16 protein-coding genes are annotated in these 16481 nt (G+C 30.5%); 9 read left to right on the forward strand and 7 right to left on the reverse strand.

Annotated elements, in window-relative coordinates; translation table 11 throughout:
• Nucleotides 1-41: 41 nt before the first annotated feature.
• The 4 genes from SYO3AOP1_RS07915 to SYO3AOP1_RS07930 all read left to right on the forward strand — a co-directional run bounded on the left by SYO3AOP1_RS07915 (nt 42) and on the right by SYO3AOP1_RS07930 (nt 3534).
• Nucleotides 42-1844 carry a putative nucleotidyltransferase substrate binding domain-containing protein gene (locus tag SYO3AOP1_RS07915; RefSeq protein ID WP_012460197.1) on the forward strand — a complete coding sequence of 601 codons (1803 nt, stop codon included), beginning with the start codon at nt 42-44 and terminating at the stop codon, nt 1842-1844.
• The gene (locus SYO3AOP1_RS07920) at nt 1841-2452 is read left to right on the forward strand and encodes a 3'-5' exonuclease (protein WP_012460198.1); all 612 of its coding nucleotides are present in this window, start codon (nt 1841-1843) and stop codon (nt 2450-2452) included. The genes SYO3AOP1_RS07915 and SYO3AOP1_RS07920 overlap by 4 nt, the downstream gene beginning before the upstream one ends.
• A gap of 15 nt (nt 2453-2467) precedes the next feature.
• The gene (locus SYO3AOP1_RS07925; protein WP_012460199.1) at nt 2468-2848 is read left to right on the forward strand and encodes a PaaI family thioesterase; all 381 of its coding nucleotides are present in this window, start codon (nt 2468-2470) and stop codon (nt 2846-2848) included.
• Between the two features lie 407 nt (nt 2849-3255).
• Nucleotides 3256-3534 (forward strand): HU family DNA-binding protein, encoded by a 279-nt coding sequence (locus SYO3AOP1_RS07930; RefSeq protein WP_012460200.1) that lies wholly within the window; start codon nt 3256-3258, stop codon nt 3532-3534.
• 68 nt (nt 3535-3602) lie between these two features.
• Here the strand turns inward: SYO3AOP1_RS07930 and SYO3AOP1_RS07935 are convergent, their stop codons facing one another.
• The 4 genes from SYO3AOP1_RS07935 to SYO3AOP1_RS09390 are packed head-to-tail and all read right to left on the reverse strand — an operon-like array spanning nt 3603 to nt 7005.
• On the reverse strand, nt 3603-4352 hold the full coding sequence (locus SYO3AOP1_RS07935) for a metal ABC transporter permease (protein ID WP_012460201.1): 750 nt from the start codon (nt 4350-4352) through the stop codon (nt 3603-3605).
• On the reverse strand, nt 4349-5233 hold the full coding sequence (locus SYO3AOP1_RS07940; RefSeq protein WP_012460202.1) for a zinc ABC transporter substrate-binding protein: 885 nt from the start codon (nt 5231-5233) through the stop codon (nt 4349-4351). The genes SYO3AOP1_RS07935 and SYO3AOP1_RS07940 overlap by 4 nt, the downstream gene beginning before the upstream one ends.
• 15 nt (nt 5234-5248) lie before the next feature.
• Nucleotides 5249-6670 carry a hypothetical protein gene (locus SYO3AOP1_RS07945; RefSeq protein WP_012460203.1) on the reverse strand — a complete coding sequence of 474 codons (1422 nt, stop codon included), beginning with the start codon at nt 6668-6670 and terminating at the stop codon, nt 5249-5251.
• Nucleotides 6671-6723: 53 nt separating this feature from the next.
• Complete coding sequence (locus SYO3AOP1_RS09390; RefSeq protein WP_156769263.1) at nt 6724-7005, reverse strand: hypothetical protein; 282 nt, start codon at nt 7003-7005, stop codon at nt 6724-6726.
• A gap of 310 nt (nt 7006-7315) precedes the next feature.
• Between SYO3AOP1_RS09390 and SYO3AOP1_RS07950 the strand changes: the two genes are divergently transcribed.
• From SYO3AOP1_RS07950 to SYO3AOP1_RS07960, 3 genes are read left to right on the forward strand one after another with little or no spacing between them, the layout of a single operon-like run.
• Nucleotides 7316-8209 carry a tetratricopeptide repeat protein gene (locus tag SYO3AOP1_RS07950; protein ID WP_012460204.1) on the forward strand — a complete coding sequence of 298 codons (894 nt, stop codon included), beginning with the start codon at nt 7316-7318 and terminating at the stop codon, nt 8207-8209.
• Nucleotides 8206-9180 carry a glycosyltransferase family 2 protein gene (locus tag SYO3AOP1_RS07955; RefSeq protein ID WP_012460205.1) on the forward strand — a complete coding sequence of 325 codons (975 nt, stop codon included), beginning with the start codon at nt 8206-8208 and terminating at the stop codon, nt 9178-9180. The genes SYO3AOP1_RS07950 and SYO3AOP1_RS07955 overlap by 4 nt, the downstream gene beginning before the upstream one ends.
• Complete coding sequence (locus SYO3AOP1_RS07960) at nt 9181-10059, forward strand: lysylphosphatidylglycerol synthase transmembrane domain-containing protein (protein ID WP_012460206.1); 879 nt, start codon at nt 9181-9183, stop codon at nt 10057-10059.
• Nucleotides 10060-10486: 427 nt separating this feature from the next.
• Here SYO3AOP1_RS07960 and SYO3AOP1_RS07965 read toward each other — a convergent pair whose 3' ends face one another.
• Nucleotides 10487-11809, reverse strand: a complete 1323-nt coding sequence (locus tag SYO3AOP1_RS07965) for a hypothetical protein (protein ID WP_012460207.1) — start codon at nt 11807-11809, stop codon at nt 10487-10489.
• 97 nt (nt 11810-11906) lie between these two features.
• On the opposite strand from SYO3AOP1_RS07965, the gene SYO3AOP1_RS07970 reads away from it, so the two are divergent.
• Both SYO3AOP1_RS07970 and SYO3AOP1_RS07975 read left to right on the forward strand, forming a co-directional pair.
• Complete coding sequence (locus tag SYO3AOP1_RS07970) at nt 11907-12404, forward strand: cation:proton antiporter regulatory subunit (protein WP_012460208.1); 498 nt, start codon at nt 11907-11909, stop codon at nt 12402-12404.
• The gene (locus SYO3AOP1_RS07975; protein ID WP_012460209.1) at nt 12404-13579 is read left to right on the forward strand and encodes a cation:proton antiporter; all 1176 of its coding nucleotides are present in this window, start codon (nt 12404-12406) and stop codon (nt 13577-13579) included. The genes SYO3AOP1_RS07970 and SYO3AOP1_RS07975 overlap by 1 nt, the downstream gene beginning before the upstream one ends.
• A 129-nt stretch (nt 13580-13708) precedes the next feature.
• Here SYO3AOP1_RS07975 and SYO3AOP1_RS07980 read toward each other — a convergent pair whose 3' ends face one another.
• Both SYO3AOP1_RS07980 and SYO3AOP1_RS07985 read right to left on the reverse strand, forming a co-directional pair.
• Entirely contained in the window at nt 13709-14695 is a 987-nt protein-coding gene (locus SYO3AOP1_RS07980) for an IS110 family transposase (RefSeq protein WP_012460210.1), read from the reverse strand.
• Between the two features lie 570 nt (nt 14696-15265).
• Nucleotides 15266-16480: a cation:proton antiporter gene (locus tag SYO3AOP1_RS07985; RefSeq protein WP_012460211.1), complete on the reverse strand. Its 1215-nt coding sequence runs from the start codon at nt 16478-16480 to the stop codon at nt 15266-15268.
• Nucleotide 16481 lies beyond the last annotated feature (1 nt).

Genomic DNA, 16481 nt, shown 5'->3' on the forward strand with positions numbered 1-16481 from the left:
GTGGGCTTATCTGCCCACCTTTTACCGAAAGGAGTAAAATAATGAGCATCGTTGATATAGAGCTTTATCTAAAACAAATTTATCCATTTGAACTTCTAACCAATCAAGAGCTATCAGAGATTGTAAATAACTTAGTCATTGAATATTACAAAAAAGGTCAAAAAATAGAAGATGTTGATAATTATCTTTATGTTGTTTTGAAAGGAGTAGTTGTTGAAAAAGATAGTCTTGGCAATGAAGTAGGTTACTTTGGTCAAGGAAGTTTTTTTGATGTCAGCAGAGTGATTAACGGGTCTGAAAACATTTTTGAAGCCTTTGAAGAGAGTATTTTATACAAGATAGACAAAAAGATAATCTTAAAGCTTGTTAACGAAAATGAAAGATTTTGTGAGTACTTTAAAAAGTCTACAAAAGAAAAGCTTTCTTCAATAGCTTCAGAAAATCCGTACTTCTTTTTGAAAGTAAAAGAGATAGAACTCCAACAGCCGGTTATAGTATCAAAAGATACAACTATCTATGACGCAGTCAAAGAAATGACAGAAAAAGGAGCTTATTCGGTTATCGTTGATTTTGGAAATGGTGAATATGGAATCATCACAGACTCAGACATAAGAAAAAAAATTATACTTCAAAATATAAGTACTTCTGAAAACGTTGAAAAAATAGCTACAAAGGGACTCATTACAATAAATGCAGATTCATTTTTATTTGATGCAATATTTTTGATGATTAAACATAACATTAAAAGAGTTGTTGTCGAAGAAAACGGTAAGATTATAGGCATTTTAAACGAAGTTGACTTACTGTCTTTATACTCTAATCAGCCACAGTTTTTAGCTTTGAGAGTTGAAAGAGCAAAATCAATCAAAGATTTAAAAATCCTTTCAGATTCCATTGCAAGAACTGTAAAGATTCTTCACAAAGAAGGAATAAGAACAAGACATATTATGAAAATCGTTTCAGAGATTAACACAAGGATATTTAAAAAAGCATTTTTACTTACAGCACCGGTAGAGCTTTTAAACCATTCAAGCCTTATCGTTATGGGAAGCGAAGGAAGAGAAGAGCAGATTTTAAAAACAGACCAAGACAACGGCTTAATCCTTGAAGATGGCTATCAAAATCCAAATTTAGAAGCTATTTCGCAAAACTTTATAGAAGCACTAAAAGAGCTTGGCTATCCAGAGTGTAAAGGAAATGTAATGATTACAAATCCATATTGGAGAAAATCTATAAGTGAGTTTAAAAACTCTATTATTGATTATATAAATCATATCACACCGGAAAATATGCTAAACTTAGCCATTCTTATAGATGCTAAACATATCATCGGAAGAGAAGACCTTTATAATGAGTTTATAGACTTTATGTTTTCAAAAATTTCAGATAATAAAACGTTTTTATCATACTTTGCACTTCCTACCATTCAGTTTAAAACACCACTGACATTTTTTGGCACTTTTGAAACAGAAAAGGGTGAACATAAAGGAGAATTAGACATAAAAAAAGGTGGTATCTTTCCAATCGTTCATGGCATAAGGTCATTAGCAGTTGAAAACAAAATAAGAGAGACTAATACATTTGAAAGAATAAAAAGACTGTCAGAAGTAGGCATTTTTAACAGAGAGTTTGCATCAGAGCTTATAGAAGCATTAGAATTTTTCCTTACTTTAAGACTGAGAGAGAGACTAAGAAAGATGGAGATGGGCAAACAGCCGGATGATTATATTAACATCAACTTACTTTCAAATTTTGAGAAAGACCTTCTAAAAGACGCCTTTAAAATCGTAAACAAATTTAAAGATTTAATCATCAATCATTTTAAACTAAACTACATATCATGAATAGCATATTAGAAAGATTAAGTTTTTACTATAAGAAAAAACGATTAAAAAATCCAAAATACAGCTTTCTGTTTGAAGAGCCACCGGAAAATGAGTATGTAGCATTTGATACAGAAACTACAGGTTTAAATCCAAAAGTTGATGATATTTTGTCAATCGCAGCAGTAAAGATAAAAGATAATAAAATACTATTAAATGAAAGGTTTAACGTAATTGTTAAACCGGATAGAGAGATTAACGAAGATGTCATTAAAATTCACGGACTTAGAAAAAAAGACCTTGAATCCGGTATACCAATAGAAGAAGCAGTTGATAGATTTGTACATTTTATAGGAAGCAGACCACTTGTAGGTTATTACTTAGAGTTTGACGTTGCAATGATAAACAAATATTTTAAAAAACTCTCCGGAACAACATTGCCAAACAAACAGATAGAAGTATCAGCACTTTATTACGATTACAAAATCGGCTTAATTCCACAGGGATTTGTTGATTTAAGATTTGATTCTATCCTCAAAGATTTAGACATACCTACCTTTGGAAAACATGATGCTTTAAACGATGCCATCATGACAGCACTGATTTTTTTAAAGTTAAAAAATAAATAAATAGAGGTGTGTCTTATGAAAGAAGTTAAACTTCCTTTTTTAGAACATATAGGGGCTGTTATTGAAGATTTAGACCAAGGAATAGCAGTATTAAGTATAGATATTAAAGATTACCATTTACAACATCTTGGATACGTTCATGGTGGAGTTATATCCAGTTTAGCAGATAACACAGGATGGTATGCAGTAATTTCAAATTTACCGGAGAATAAAACTTCTGTAACAATTGAGATAAAAATTAACTATCTAAAACCGGCAAAGGAAGGAAAATTAAAAGCGATAGGAAGAGTCTTAAAATTAGGTAAAAGTGTAGCCTTTGCAACGGTAGAACTGTATTCAAACAATGACCTTGTAGCCTATGCAACAGGAACCTATGCTATATTAACGATGGAATAAGTTGAAAAACTTTGACTTCGACATTGATTTTTAACCTCTATAAATCTTGGATAGGCTTTCTATTTTAATTTCTTTTCTGCTAAGTCAGAGTTGGATTGCATTTCATATTTTCTTTATGTCTTTTACTTTTGCTGATTTACTCCGAGTTAAAATCTTACTTACATTTTATTTAGCATAGCTTAACATCACACAAATCAGCTTTATATGTTTTTACATTTTAGCTTCCATAAATTTTACTATTGCTACTTTATAACCATTTATATCCATCTTCTTCCATAATCCAATAGCGAAGTTAAGGACTTATAATTTTTTGAATTTTCCCAAACTGGTATAACTTGTACAAACTCTTGACAAACCAATTATAATATTGGTAAACTTAGATATCATTATTTATAGGAGGTATAGATATGACAAAGTCAGAGCTCATCGCAAAGGTGGCGGAGAAAGCGGGGTTAAAAAAATCAGAGGCTGAAAGAGCGGTTAATGTTGCTATCGAGGCATTAGTAGAAGCTCTTTCAAAAGGTGAAAGAACAGCTATTCCTGGTCTTGGCGTTTTTAATGTAAAAGAAAGAAAAGCAAGAAAAGGAAGAAACCCAAGAACTGGTAAAGAAATCAAAATTCCAAAAAGAAAAGTTGTTGCATTTACAGCTGCAAAATCTTTGAAAGAGGCAGTAAACAAGAAATAATATTTATATGGGAGGAGTCAATCCTCCCTTTTTATAACATATTCACAAGACTATTTCTTCAAGCTTAATCAGTGAGACCTTCTTAAAAATGAGATTACAGAAGACAATATCGCTAAAAAAGTTTGAGAAAATACGATAGTGTAGCCTGTTGGCAAGTCAAAGTTATAAGATAAATACACTGCCAAAAGATTGATTAAACTACCTAAAATCACAGCATAAACAATTAAATTTTTAGAGAAAAACTGCATAACCGTAAACGCCGGAGCTATCAAGAGAGAAAAGACGACAAATACGCCGGCTAATGAAACTGAACTTGTGATTGTAATTGAAAATACAGAAAAAAATAACATCTCTTTTATAAATCCTACCGTAAATCTGTTAATCACAAATAAAAACAATCCTAAGACTGTATATAAAATAGCTGTTTTGTAAACCTCTGTCATATTTACAAACAAGATATCATATGCAAGCAGATTGTTTAACTCCTCAAGACCGTGAGGCGATTTTGACATAATAATAAATATTAAAGAAATTCCAAGAGCATAAATCAGTCCAATAAAGCCCTCTACGGAAACTTTTTCTTTTTTTGTTGCAAACGTTATTAAAATAGCTGTTATTAGTGCAAAAGATAGTGAGATTAAATATCTATACTGACCTTCAAAAAAGAAAAGAGAGACTGCCGCTCCTGCAGCAGCCATTTGTCCAATAGATAAATCAGTAAAGATTATCCCTCTTTTTATTATTTCTATTCCAAAGTAAGAATGGATAACCAATAAAACTATGGATAAAGTCAATGCAGGTACTAAAATATCACTCATTTATTCATCCTTTCAACGATTGTATCAAATAAAGAGAATATATCCTTTGCCTCTTCCACTGTTCCAACGTCATGAGGAAGGACTACAATTTTTAAACCTGTCTTTTCTGATAAGTATTTTGCAGGTTTGATAGGATGGTAAACATCTTGTAAAATCATCTTCACATTTTCAGATTTTGCTTTTGAGATTAGCTCTTCTAAATGCTTTGCTGTTGGGGGTATTCCGGGTAATGGCTCTATCGTGTCTACAGAGATAATGCCATATCTTTTTAAGAAATAATCAAACAGCTTATGATACTGATAAACTTTTACTCCTTTCAAGTTTGCCATTTTTGAATTCCAAACGGCTAATTTTTCATTCCATCTTTTCTTAAAGTCAGATAGATTATTTTTGTAATAATCACAGTTTGAACTGTCAAGTTTGCATAGTTTTTCTGTAATAGTTTGCGAGATAATCAACACATTGTATGGGTCTAAGTGAAAGTGGGGGTTTCCCTCCGGATGTACGTCTCCCATTACTCTTGATACGTTCTCCAGTTTTTCTATCAGATTAATATACTGAGATAAGTCTAAAAATCCATTTGAACCAGGGTTAATTTTTCTGTTGTTTGCTTGGTTTAAAAGCGGTGGAAGCCAGCCAACTTCAAGACCAGCTCCATTGATGATTAATAAATCCGCGTTTCTAAGCTTTACAGTTAAAGATGGCTTTGGAACGATAAAGTGAGGGTCTAAGTTTCCAGAAGCTAAATAGTCTACCTGTGCTTTCTCTTTTACAATCTCCTTTGTGATGCTTGCTATGTATGGATATGTTGCTACTACTTTAATTTCTGCTTCTGCAAATCCAAATGTTAATAAAATTAATAAAAACGATAGAACTCTCATTTTAAAACCTCCTTTTTAAAATCCGTGTGCTCCATGGGCACCAATTGCCAAGTTAAACTGTAAAATAATCTCATGGTTAGGTTTTCTATCATTTCCTATAAACAAGCTTTTGTCGTAGTTATACTGAAGTCTGATTCTTGAAAACTCGCTTGGCAAAAAGTCTATCATGGCAGAGTATTTATACATATTATCTGGCAGGTTCTTGTTTCTACCGTTTACAAATACATCATTTTTATTGATTAAATCATATCTCAAACCAGCTCTCCATCTTTCGGCAAATTTATAGATTCCTTCGACATAAAATCCTGCCTGTTTTTTTTCAAGTCTTGGAGTTTGAATGTCTCCACTATCGTTATAACCAAACCTTGTTCCATCAAACTTTCTATAGATATATTCAGACTGTAAAAGTAAATATCTGTAAGAATCTAATGTGTGTCTTGCTGTCAGCTCAAATCCATAAATTTTTGTATCTCCAGATATTGCATGAGGGTTGTCATCTTCTAAATGGTTAATTCTTGTTTTTCCTTGTGCGTATGATACACCTGTCAAGATTGAAGTATTGCCTATATCAAAAGATGGTTTGATGAAAAACGTAAATAGATTTGGCTTTTTAGTATCGTTAATTTTTATATATGTGTTTGAAGTGCATTCTTTGGTTGTTGTATTTATTTGAGTACACACTTCAAATCCATTTCTGTTAAAGTTATTCTCGTTGTCTCCTTGGAAGACTTCAAAGCCCGTTAAAAGATAAAATGGAGTTGGTGCAAGCCATGATAACTGAATGCCTGTTTCGTTTAGATTTTCCTCTCCAAAAACAGCTCTGTATATCAAAGGTGCATCTGCAAAGTTCCAAATGTGATGGTGCTGTTTATTTAGCCTTCCAAATTCGCTATAAAATTTACCACCTTTTAGCTTTAAGTTATAGGGCAAGTCTCTTGTTTGAAAATATCCTTCTTCAATTTCAAAACCATCTCTATGAAGATGAAAAACACCAACCAAATCAAAGTATGGGTCAACTGTTGAAGATATATACATTTCAGAATAATTGAAATTAAAGCCTCTTTCAGCATTCAATGGAGATTTCCCATCATGGAAAAACCCGTGATTAAATCCTGGAATTTGAACAGATTTGTAGCTGTCATCCGTAAGATTTCTGCTTACATAAGAAAAATCTGTAATCAAAGATATATCAGGAACAAATTTAGCCTGCGAGAATGGGTTAGATAGTATTTTATCAATACTGCTTTCTGTTTGTAAGTTTTGTAATTTCTCCTTTGTCTGATTTAAAACTTCCTGCTGTTGTTCTAACTGGTTCAATCTTTCTTGAAGTTTGATTATAATCTCTCTTTGTTTTTCAAGCTCTTTTTTTAAATCCTCTACGTTTTCTGCGTATGAAAATGTAAATAATGCCAACGTTGCAAGTAAGTATTTTTTCATAATACACCTCCTGCTTTTAATTTTAAAAAGTTAAATAGTAAAAAGCTTAGATATTAGGCCAATACGGGAGGTGCTCTTGGGTTTTTGTTAGATGTTTTTTGAGATTTTAAGATCGACGTTTTGAATATTATTGGAAAGTCTTGATTAAAAGTTTGTATCTCATAAAAAAATTCAAGAGAATTAGGGTCTTCTGATTGTTGGTTTAATTGCAGTACGCAGACCTGACAATCTGTATGATGTTCTCCATCTTTATGATGGTGTGTTAGGGTTAAACTATTTGCGACTAATAGTATTATGCTTATTAATAAGCTAAGAAATCTGCTTAGTTTTAACATGATGATATTGTTATTATAACATATGCGTCGGATGAGAAATTTAAAAAAAATTAAGATTCTTTGCACGGCTGCAGAATGACAGCATTAGATGACTTTGTCGTCCTGAGGACTTTAGTCAAAAAGGATCTTCTCTTTTAAAGAAGGTGAGCAAGTAAGTAGAGGCAATTCATGAATTGCCCATACATTGAATAAGTGAGAGGTAAAAGAAAGGAGATTTGTTCGCCGGCTGTAGAATGACGTTGTTGATTTTTGGAACAGTCTCGTATTCTCAATAGCTGATTAATCTAACTTATGATAAAATATAAAAATTATGAAAAAGAATTTTTTTGCTTTAACTTTAGCTATTTTAATAAGTTCTTGTGCTAATCCTCAATCATATGAATCTGATTTAAGAGTCGGGGATGGAAAATACTTATACGAAATGGGTATATCTTACTTAAACAGCGGAAATAATGCAATGGCAATTAAATATTTAGAAGAAGCCTTAAAATCTTATGACAAACCAGAGGTCTACAATGCCCTTGCCCTTGCTTATCAATTTGCTGGGGAGTTTACTAAGGCTGAAGCCATTTTCAGACTTGGAATAGATAAATATCCTGATTATCCAGAATTATTAACAAATTATGGAATTCTACTGGCCAGTCAAAAAAAGTTCAATGAAGCAATAAAATACTTTGAAAAAGCTATAAATAATCCTACATATTCAGGAAAAGAAAAGGCTTATTATAACCTTGGTATGGTTTACCTTCAATTAGGCAAAGAAGATTTATTTTTATCTAACTTAGAAAAGGCTTTGATGTTTAACAGCAATTTTGTAAATGCGTATATTACCTTAGGAGATTATTATTTAGATAAATACAATGCGGCCCATAACAAGGAAATGTTAAAAAAAACCAGAGAATATTACTCAAAAGCATTAAATTATGTTGCAAATGACCCATCAATCTATTTTAGGCTTGGAAAAGTTTATCATGAACTTGGAGATGATGAGCTTGCCAAATATTACCTTGAAAAAGCCCTAAGGTCTGCTGAAAATAATACAGGATTAAAAGAAGAAATTAGAAAGTATTTATTAGAAATTTTAGATAAACCAAAATCGAAAATTAATTTAAATGAAGAAAATAAAAAACATTCAAATACTATTGAGGATAAAAATAATGATGGAAATTCTATACTAAGTATATTAAATAAGGGTGAAAAATGAGTAAAGATAAAATTTATGTTTCGATAGTAGTTCCAATTTATAACGAAGAAGAAAATTTGCCAATCTTATATGAAAAAATAAAAACAGTAATGGAAGAGTTAAAAAAGCAGTGGAATGATAAAGATTATGAAATCATTCTTGTAAATGATGGCAGTAGTGATAAATCTTGGGAGATTATCAAAAATTTAGCTGAAAAAGATTATCATGTGGTTGGAGTTAATTTTAGGAGAAATTTTGGTCAGACTGCTGCTATGGCTGCAGGTTTTGACATAGCAAGGGGTGAAATAATTATAACAATGGATGGAGACCTGCAGAACGACCCAGAAGATATTCCAAGATTATTAGAAAAAATCAATGAAGGTTATGATGTAGTCAGTGGTTGGAGAAAAGACAGAAAAGATGCATTTTTAAGCAGAACTTTACCATCTAAAATAGCTAACTGGTTAATATCTAAAGTAACAAAAGTTTATTTGCATGATTATGGATGCTCACTAAAAGCTTATAAAAGTGAGGTTGCAAAAAGTTTAGACTCTTACGGAGAAATGCATAGATTTTTGCCAGCTTTGGCAAGATTGGTAGGAGCAAAGATTACTGAGATACCTGTTAAACACCATCCAAGAATATACGGAAAATCAAAATATGGAATATCCAGAACTTTTAAAGTAATTTTAGACTTAATATGGGTAAAGTTTTTACTTGATTACAGAAACAAACCACTTAGAATTTTTGGTGGTTTTGGAATGCTATTTTCCGTCTTAGGCATTTTAATTCTTTTATATCTATCATGTGTAAAAATATGCCTTGGACTACCAATTGGTCATAGGCCACTCCTAATATTTGGTGTTCTTTTCTTCTTAACAGGTATTCAACTTATTTCAACAGGTTTAATAGCTGAATTGATAATAAGAACTTACTACGAGTCTCAGGGTAAAAAACCTTATGTAATAAAAGAAGTAATTCAACATCAATAAATGGACACAAAAAAGCTTTTTCATTTAATATTTTCATTAATCATTACAATAGCTTTTATAGTTCTATTTGAAAAATATATTGGTTTTGAGAACTTCTTAAACATTTTTAAACAGATATCGGTTTATCAGTTTTTTATCGCTTTCTTTTTTTACTTTTTAAGCTATTTAGTAAGAACTTACAGATGGAGTTTTACATTAGACCTAAAAGAATTTAGCAAGCTTTTTAAACTTACGGTTTACAATACATTTTTTAATATTATCCTACCTTTTAGAACAGGCGAAGTTTCTTTTTTTTATCTTCTTAAAAAAGAAGGAGTCCATATAGTAGATTCAACAATGAGCTTTCTCATTACTCGTATATTCGATGGTCTTGGCTTGATGGCGGTTTTTGCATTTAGTTATTTAACTTTTAAAGGATTTCTATCCTTAGCTTTAATATCATTTTTGGTAATTCCTTTTAGCTTTTATGTTTTTGTTTTTATTTTAAAATTTATAAAACATGAGAAAATCAAAAGCTACAATAAAGACAAACTTAGATTTTCTAACCTTGCATATATTTATCTGTTATCTGTTTTAACTTTTATCTTGAAGTTTACAGCGTTTTATTTTATTATACCAACTCAAATAGATATATCATTTTTCCAAACAATTTTAGCATCAGCAGCTGCAGATTTGACAACCATCCTACCCATTCATGGAATAGCAGGCATCGGTACCTATGAAAGCGGATATGCAGGAAGTTTGATATTTTTGTTTAACATAGATAAAAACACAGCGTTTTTACTGTCTTTTTTGGTACATACTTTTATACTTTTTTCAAGTAGTTTACTCTTTGTTTTGACTATAGTGTATTTTAAATTTCTTAAAAGCAAGAATTAACAGAACTTTGGATAAGAAATTAAGAATCTTTTAGATATTTAAAAAGAATATCCTTCAGACTTAATCAAGTTCTAAAGATAGGTAAAGTAAGACGGATGACGAACGAGAAAGTTTTATTAACTTCTCACTTCTCACCTCTTATATCTTTTGAATTTTGTAGAATTCCCTACCTGATATGTTTAACACCAATTTACTTATTAATACATAAATTCTATACTGGGTGAAAAATTCAATAAAAGCATGAGATTCTTCGCTTTGCTCAGAATGACAAATAAGATTGCCCTTTTTCTAATGTTTATCAATCAACCTTTTCCTGTCATCCTGAGGCCGTAATGCCGAAGGATCTCATTTTTAAATTCTATAAAAATTACTAATTTCTCACTCAAGGTATAAATTCTATATTAAGATTAAAATACTAAACTTATCCTTATCCTTTAAAAATTGCATCTAATTTTTCTTTTACTATTTTTGCAGTAATTTCTGCAACATATTCTTTAAGCTCTTCTTTTATCATTCTTTCAATTTCTTCTTTCATCATTAACTCTGCTTCTTTTGCTAAAGATGATTTTAATTGATTTTTTATTTCCTCAAGTTCTCTTCTAGCCTCATCTTGAAAGTCTATCTGAAGGTGATCAATAATTGTATTCATGGCATTGTCGTTCTTTAACATATCTTTTACCATTTCCATAGCTAACGTCTTTATATCTTCTGAAGAAATAGTAATATTAAAGTTAGTTACCATGATTTCTTCTCCTCCTGTAATTTTATTTTCTTTTTCTACTTCTTGAATGAACTCTGTTAAAGGTTTAGTAATAATTTCTTTTTTTTCTTCTTTGGCTTTTACTACTTTTAATTTTTCTTCTTCAATTTCTTCTTCCTCATCTCCTTCCATGTATTTTTGAATCCCTTCATTTAACTCTTCAGATAAAGATTTTGCAATATTTTCTTCTATCTTAGTTTCAATACCAATTTCTTCAATACTAAAGTTTTCTAACTCTTTTTCTATAATTAAATTATCTAAATTTAATAGGTTTTCCTCTTTCTCTTCGTTAAAAGATATATTATTAGGTTCCAACTCTATGTTTCCAAATTCAATTTCAAATAAAGATTTATCTTCTACTTTTTCTTCAGAAGTAGATTTATTCTCAAATTCTGTATCATATGGGATAGTTATTGTAGAGAAGTTATCAAAACTTTCTTCTTTGTTTTCCAATTTTATTCCTTCTTCATTAGTTGATATTACATTAGGTTCAAAATCAATTGAATCTTTCTCTATATTATATAAATCTGTCTTATTAAATAAGTCTTCAAATTTTTGATTTTCAAAATTTTCGGTTTCATTTTCTTTTTCAGAAACGAAAGTTTCGGCTAAATTTCCAACTTGCTGAGATTGAATTTCTTCTGTTTGGATTAAGGTGTTTTTCAATATCTCTGGTAGAATTGTGAGAGATTCCGATTTTGATATAAATTCTATATCATCGCTGAAATTTTTTTTGTTTATAGGGTTTTCTGGAACAGTTAATACGAAATATTTTATATATTTTCCTCCCAATTTTCCAATCAAATATTTCAGATCATCTTCTGCAAAGATTCCTGACGAAGTATCGTAAATAATCACTTTAAAATCTTTTTGTGGAAACTCTTTAATTAATGATAAACTATCACCATATACTTCAACATTATTTATTTTTAACAAACTATTCAAGTTCTCTACAAATTTTATATCGTATGATACTACTGCAATGCTCATAAAAAAGACCTCCTTAACATTTACATTTAATAAATTTCTTTTCGTCAAAAATTTTGTATAATTAAATTAACATAAAAATCTAATTGTGGAGTAAAAAATGCAATTTAAAGAAGTTGACTTACCAGGTATAGGAAAAAAGTTTTCAATTATTACAACAGGAAAGGAAAAGGTATCTGTAATCATTCATTTGTCTGGGAAGAGAGAAATTTACTTTTTTGAAAAAGGCGATTTCGATGAACCTGTATGTTCTTTTGTGCTTAACGAGGAAGAAGCAAATCAGCTTGGTTCTGTATTAATGGGAACATTCTTTAAACCTGAAGCAAAAGAAGAAAAGGAAATGTTCTTAAAAAATCTTATAATTGAATGGATTTCTTTGGAAAAAGGCTCTCTTCTTATAAACAAAAGCATAAAAGAATCTGAAATAAGAAAAAAAACTGGAGCATCAATCGTTGCTATTATACGTGGAGATTTAACAATAACCAATCCATCACCAGATGAAATCCTAAAAGAAGGAGATACTATTGTATTAGTTGGGAATAAACAACAAATAGAAAAATTCTATGAAGTCTTTTACCCTGCTTGTGAGCTAAGATAATGGAGTACACATCGGTAAATTTTTTATTAAGTCTTGGATTAATTACGTTAGTTTTATTTATTGTTGGCTTAATGGGAAAATTCTTAAAATTTCCAACAATTATACTTTTTATATTTATTGGAATTATTTTCGGAAAATATGTTCATGAAGATAAAACCTTAGAACATTTAAGTGAAATAGGAGTTGTATTGTTATTTTTCTATTTAGGACTTGAATTTAATATTGCGAGAGCAATCGATGTTGCAAAGAGAATATGGGTTGTTGGCTTTATAGATTTATTTTTTAATTTTTTCGTTCCGGTAATTGTTTTAAATATATTAGGATTTGAGTTTTTGGTCTCTATATTAGGGGGTGCAATAGCATACGCATCTTCATCAGCCATAACCTCTAAGATAATTGTAGATGAAAAAAGAATTGCAAACCCAGAAACAGAAATGATTCTTGGTTTGATGGTCTTTGAAGATATTATTGCTCCGATAATGTTGGCTGTTTTGGCAGGATTTTTATCCGGACAAAACATAGAAGGTGTGTTAATAGGAATAATAGCTTTAAAAATACTGGCAGTATTTTCCTTTGTATTTCTAATCTCAATGACCTTTAAAAATCAGCTTGCTTTATTGATTGACAAGATTTTAAACGAGGATTTATTTATATTGTTTGCTTTTGGAGGTCTTATAACTTTTGCAGGCCTGACTTACTCACTTGGTTTATCTGAAGCATTAGGAGCTTTTTTAGTAGGTATGTTAATTTCTGAAACCGGAAAATCAGAAGAAGTTGAAAAAAGTATGTTATCTATTAGAGACCTTGCTGTTGCTATATTTTTCTTTCTATTTGGTGCAAATATTATTTTAGATGAAAAATTATTAAATATTAAAACCATTTTGGCTTTGATAATTTTAATCGTTATTTCTACAGTTGGTAAATTTTTAACCGGATATTTAGGGGGTAAAATATACGGACTTTCTAAAAGAGCTTCTATTACAGCTGGCTTTTCAATAATTAATAGAGGAGAATTTTCAATAGTTATATCAAAACTCTCTCCAGCAGCATATCTATCATTTTTTGGTGTATATATATTTTTCATGGCTTTTATAGGTATACTTTTTGCCCAATATGCACCGAAACTGTCTAAGCTAATCGTAAAACCAAAGCAAAATAAATCGAAAGTGCTTTAAAATTTTAACCAGGTCTAAAAATTAATTAACATTTCGACCGTAATTCTAAAGCCATAGAAAGAATCTTCTTTTTCCTCTCTTTTAAAAGAGAAGATCCTTCACTTCGTTCAGGATGTTCTATGTTAAATGTCAAGTACAAAAATTTTCATCAAATGGTCTTCTGCTTTTTAATACACCATATGCTTGCCTTAATAACTTATGTGCTACAGCTACTAATGCTAACTTTTTAGCCTTACCTTTACTTACTAACCTCTCGTATAATTCTCTGCAGTATTTGTTAAACCTTATTGCTGATAATGCTGCCATGTATAATATTTTCCTTGCATATGGATTTCCCATCTTTTTTATCCGGACACTTTTCTTTACACATGCTGCACTTTCATATGGGCTTGGATTAATTCCTATAAAACTCGATATATCTTTTACACTCTTAAATCTTTCAAAATTTCCATATACTGATATTATCATTCCTATAGTCCTATCACTTATACCAGGTATACTTTTTAAAAGTTTGTATTCCTCTTGATAATTCTTCTTAGACAATTCTTTTATCTCTTTCTCAAGTTCTTTTATGTTTTTTTCTATTTTTCTAATTAGCTCATCGTAATATTCTAAATTCTCTTTCAATTTTTTCATTGGTACATAGGTTAACGATTCTCTTTTGTTTCTTAGCATTGTAAGCTGCTGTTGTAAGTCTTCCAATATCTTTAGTTTTACTTCTATTTCTTTTTCTACATCTGATTTTGGTTTATAAAGCTCTCCATCGAAAAACGTTCTTCCATATTCTGCAATAAAGAATGAATCAGCTTTATCTGTTTTGACTCTTGTCATTTTAGCTTCCATAAATTTCTTTATCGAAAATGGATTTATTACTGCTACATTATAGTCATTTTCATACAGATAATTAGCAAGCTTTAAATGGTAAACTCCCGTATGCTCCATTATGATAAGCATATCTGACTTTTTAAACTTCTTCAAAAATGGCTTTACTTTCATTTCAAACTCAACCGGGTCAGATTTAACTTCAAAAGTTTCTTTCTTGTTATCATACAAAACTGTAGCAGTGAATGAGTTTTTAGATACATCAACTCCTATAACAATTTTGTAGCTGTTCATAATAGTACCTCCTTTCATAAAATACTTGACATGAAAGAAACTTCCTGATAACCTATCATCGTAGTTAAATACAGGCTTAAAAGCCTAATGTTCTGATTCAGGTTTTAGGAAGTAGAGGAAGGACAGTCTAAAACATCCTGATCGGTCTTAAAAGACCAATGACAGAAACTTGATCTGTCCTTCTTTTTTTCTCCCATGTCTATAATTATTATAAAACTTATTCTCTTATAGTTTAAAAAATTTTTAGTATATTTAATATACGATGACAAGGAAGACAAGATCCTTAGGACTAAAATCCTCAGGATGACAGTGAAATAAATAATGGTGTCATTCTGCAGCCGATGAAGAATCTCCAGGTTTTTTCATATCCTGCTCTGTCATTCTGAGCGTAAGCGAAGAATCTCCTCCCTTTCTTACCCCCATCACTTCTTATTTTCTCACTTTTTAAAAGAGAAGATTCTTCGGACTAAAGTCCTCAAGATGACAGTCAAAGGTAAACTTACAAAAATTTTTTACAGCACACTCTAGAAAGCCATTGCTAAAAGTTTATTTTTATTTTAATAGTAAGATTTAAAACAACTCTTTTTGCTTTCTTTTATTTCCAAGAATCTTTAAACTGATTGGAGCTATCAATGTAGTAATTGCGACTACAAATATTATACTTGCATAGAGCATATCATCAAAAAGTTTAGATTGCTTGCCTATTTCTGCAAAGATTAATCCAACTTCACCTCTTGGAAGCATTGAAAATCCTATTAATATTTTCTCATTTAAACTGCCTTTAATTAAAAATCCTGAAATCAGCTTACCAACAAATGCCACAATCAATAACAGAGTAGAGATTTTCCAAAAATCTATTGAAGTAAAATCTATAACTTTCAAGTTTAAACTTAGTCCTATGGATACAAAAAATATTGGTGTTAAGATTGAAACAATTGGCAGTGTGGAATGTTCTATTTTTATAATCATTTTTTCTTTCTCTTCAGCTTTTAAAAAAAGTGCAAATGGAATTATAAACCGTCTTGAAAGGGCAAGTCCAACCGTAAAGGCTCCAAGGATTTCCGGAGAGCCAACTTCATGGGATAAAAAAGCAAAGAAAAAAACCATTGACATAATAGCAACAGGAATAAACTCATCACTTTCAAGTTTTTCATAAAAAATATTTATTAGCTTTGCAAGAATTTTAGCAACAATTGGAGCTAATATGAAGAATGTGGCTATATAAATTATTAAAACTACAGCTCCGTTTATGTCTATACTTCCTTTTTTGGCATATTCATATAAAACCGCTAAAACTATTACACCAAAAATATCATCAAGAACAGCAGCACCAAGAACTATTTGAGCAAATCTTTCATTTAATTTTCCTAAGTCGTCCAAAACTTTAACCGTAATACCTATACTTGTAGCCGTAAGAGTACCGCCGATAAAAAGAGATGTTGCCATGGAAAGATTTAAAATATAGTAGCTAATCAGCGTGCCAAGAAGCATTGGAGTGAAAGCTCCAACAAAAGCAACGATAAAAGCATAAATTCCTACTCTTCTTAGCTGATGAAAATCTGCTTCAAGACCAACTTTAAATAAAAGTAATATAATTCCTATTTCTGCTAAAACTTTTATGATCTCATTTGGAGAGATAATTCCAAGAACGCTTGAACCAAGTATGACACCTGCTAAAATCTCTCCTAAAACTCCAGGAAGACCAAATTTATTGAAGATATCTCCAAAAACTCTTCCAACAAAGAGAATTATAGCTAAGCTTAAAAAAAGGTAGTGTAAATCCATT

It is taken from the genome of Sulfurihydrogenibium sp. YO3AOP1 (genome assembly GCF_000020325.1).
In the GTDB taxonomy this organism is placed as follows: domain Bacteria; phylum Aquificota; class Aquificia; order Aquificales; family Hydrogenothermaceae; genus Sulfurihydrogenibium.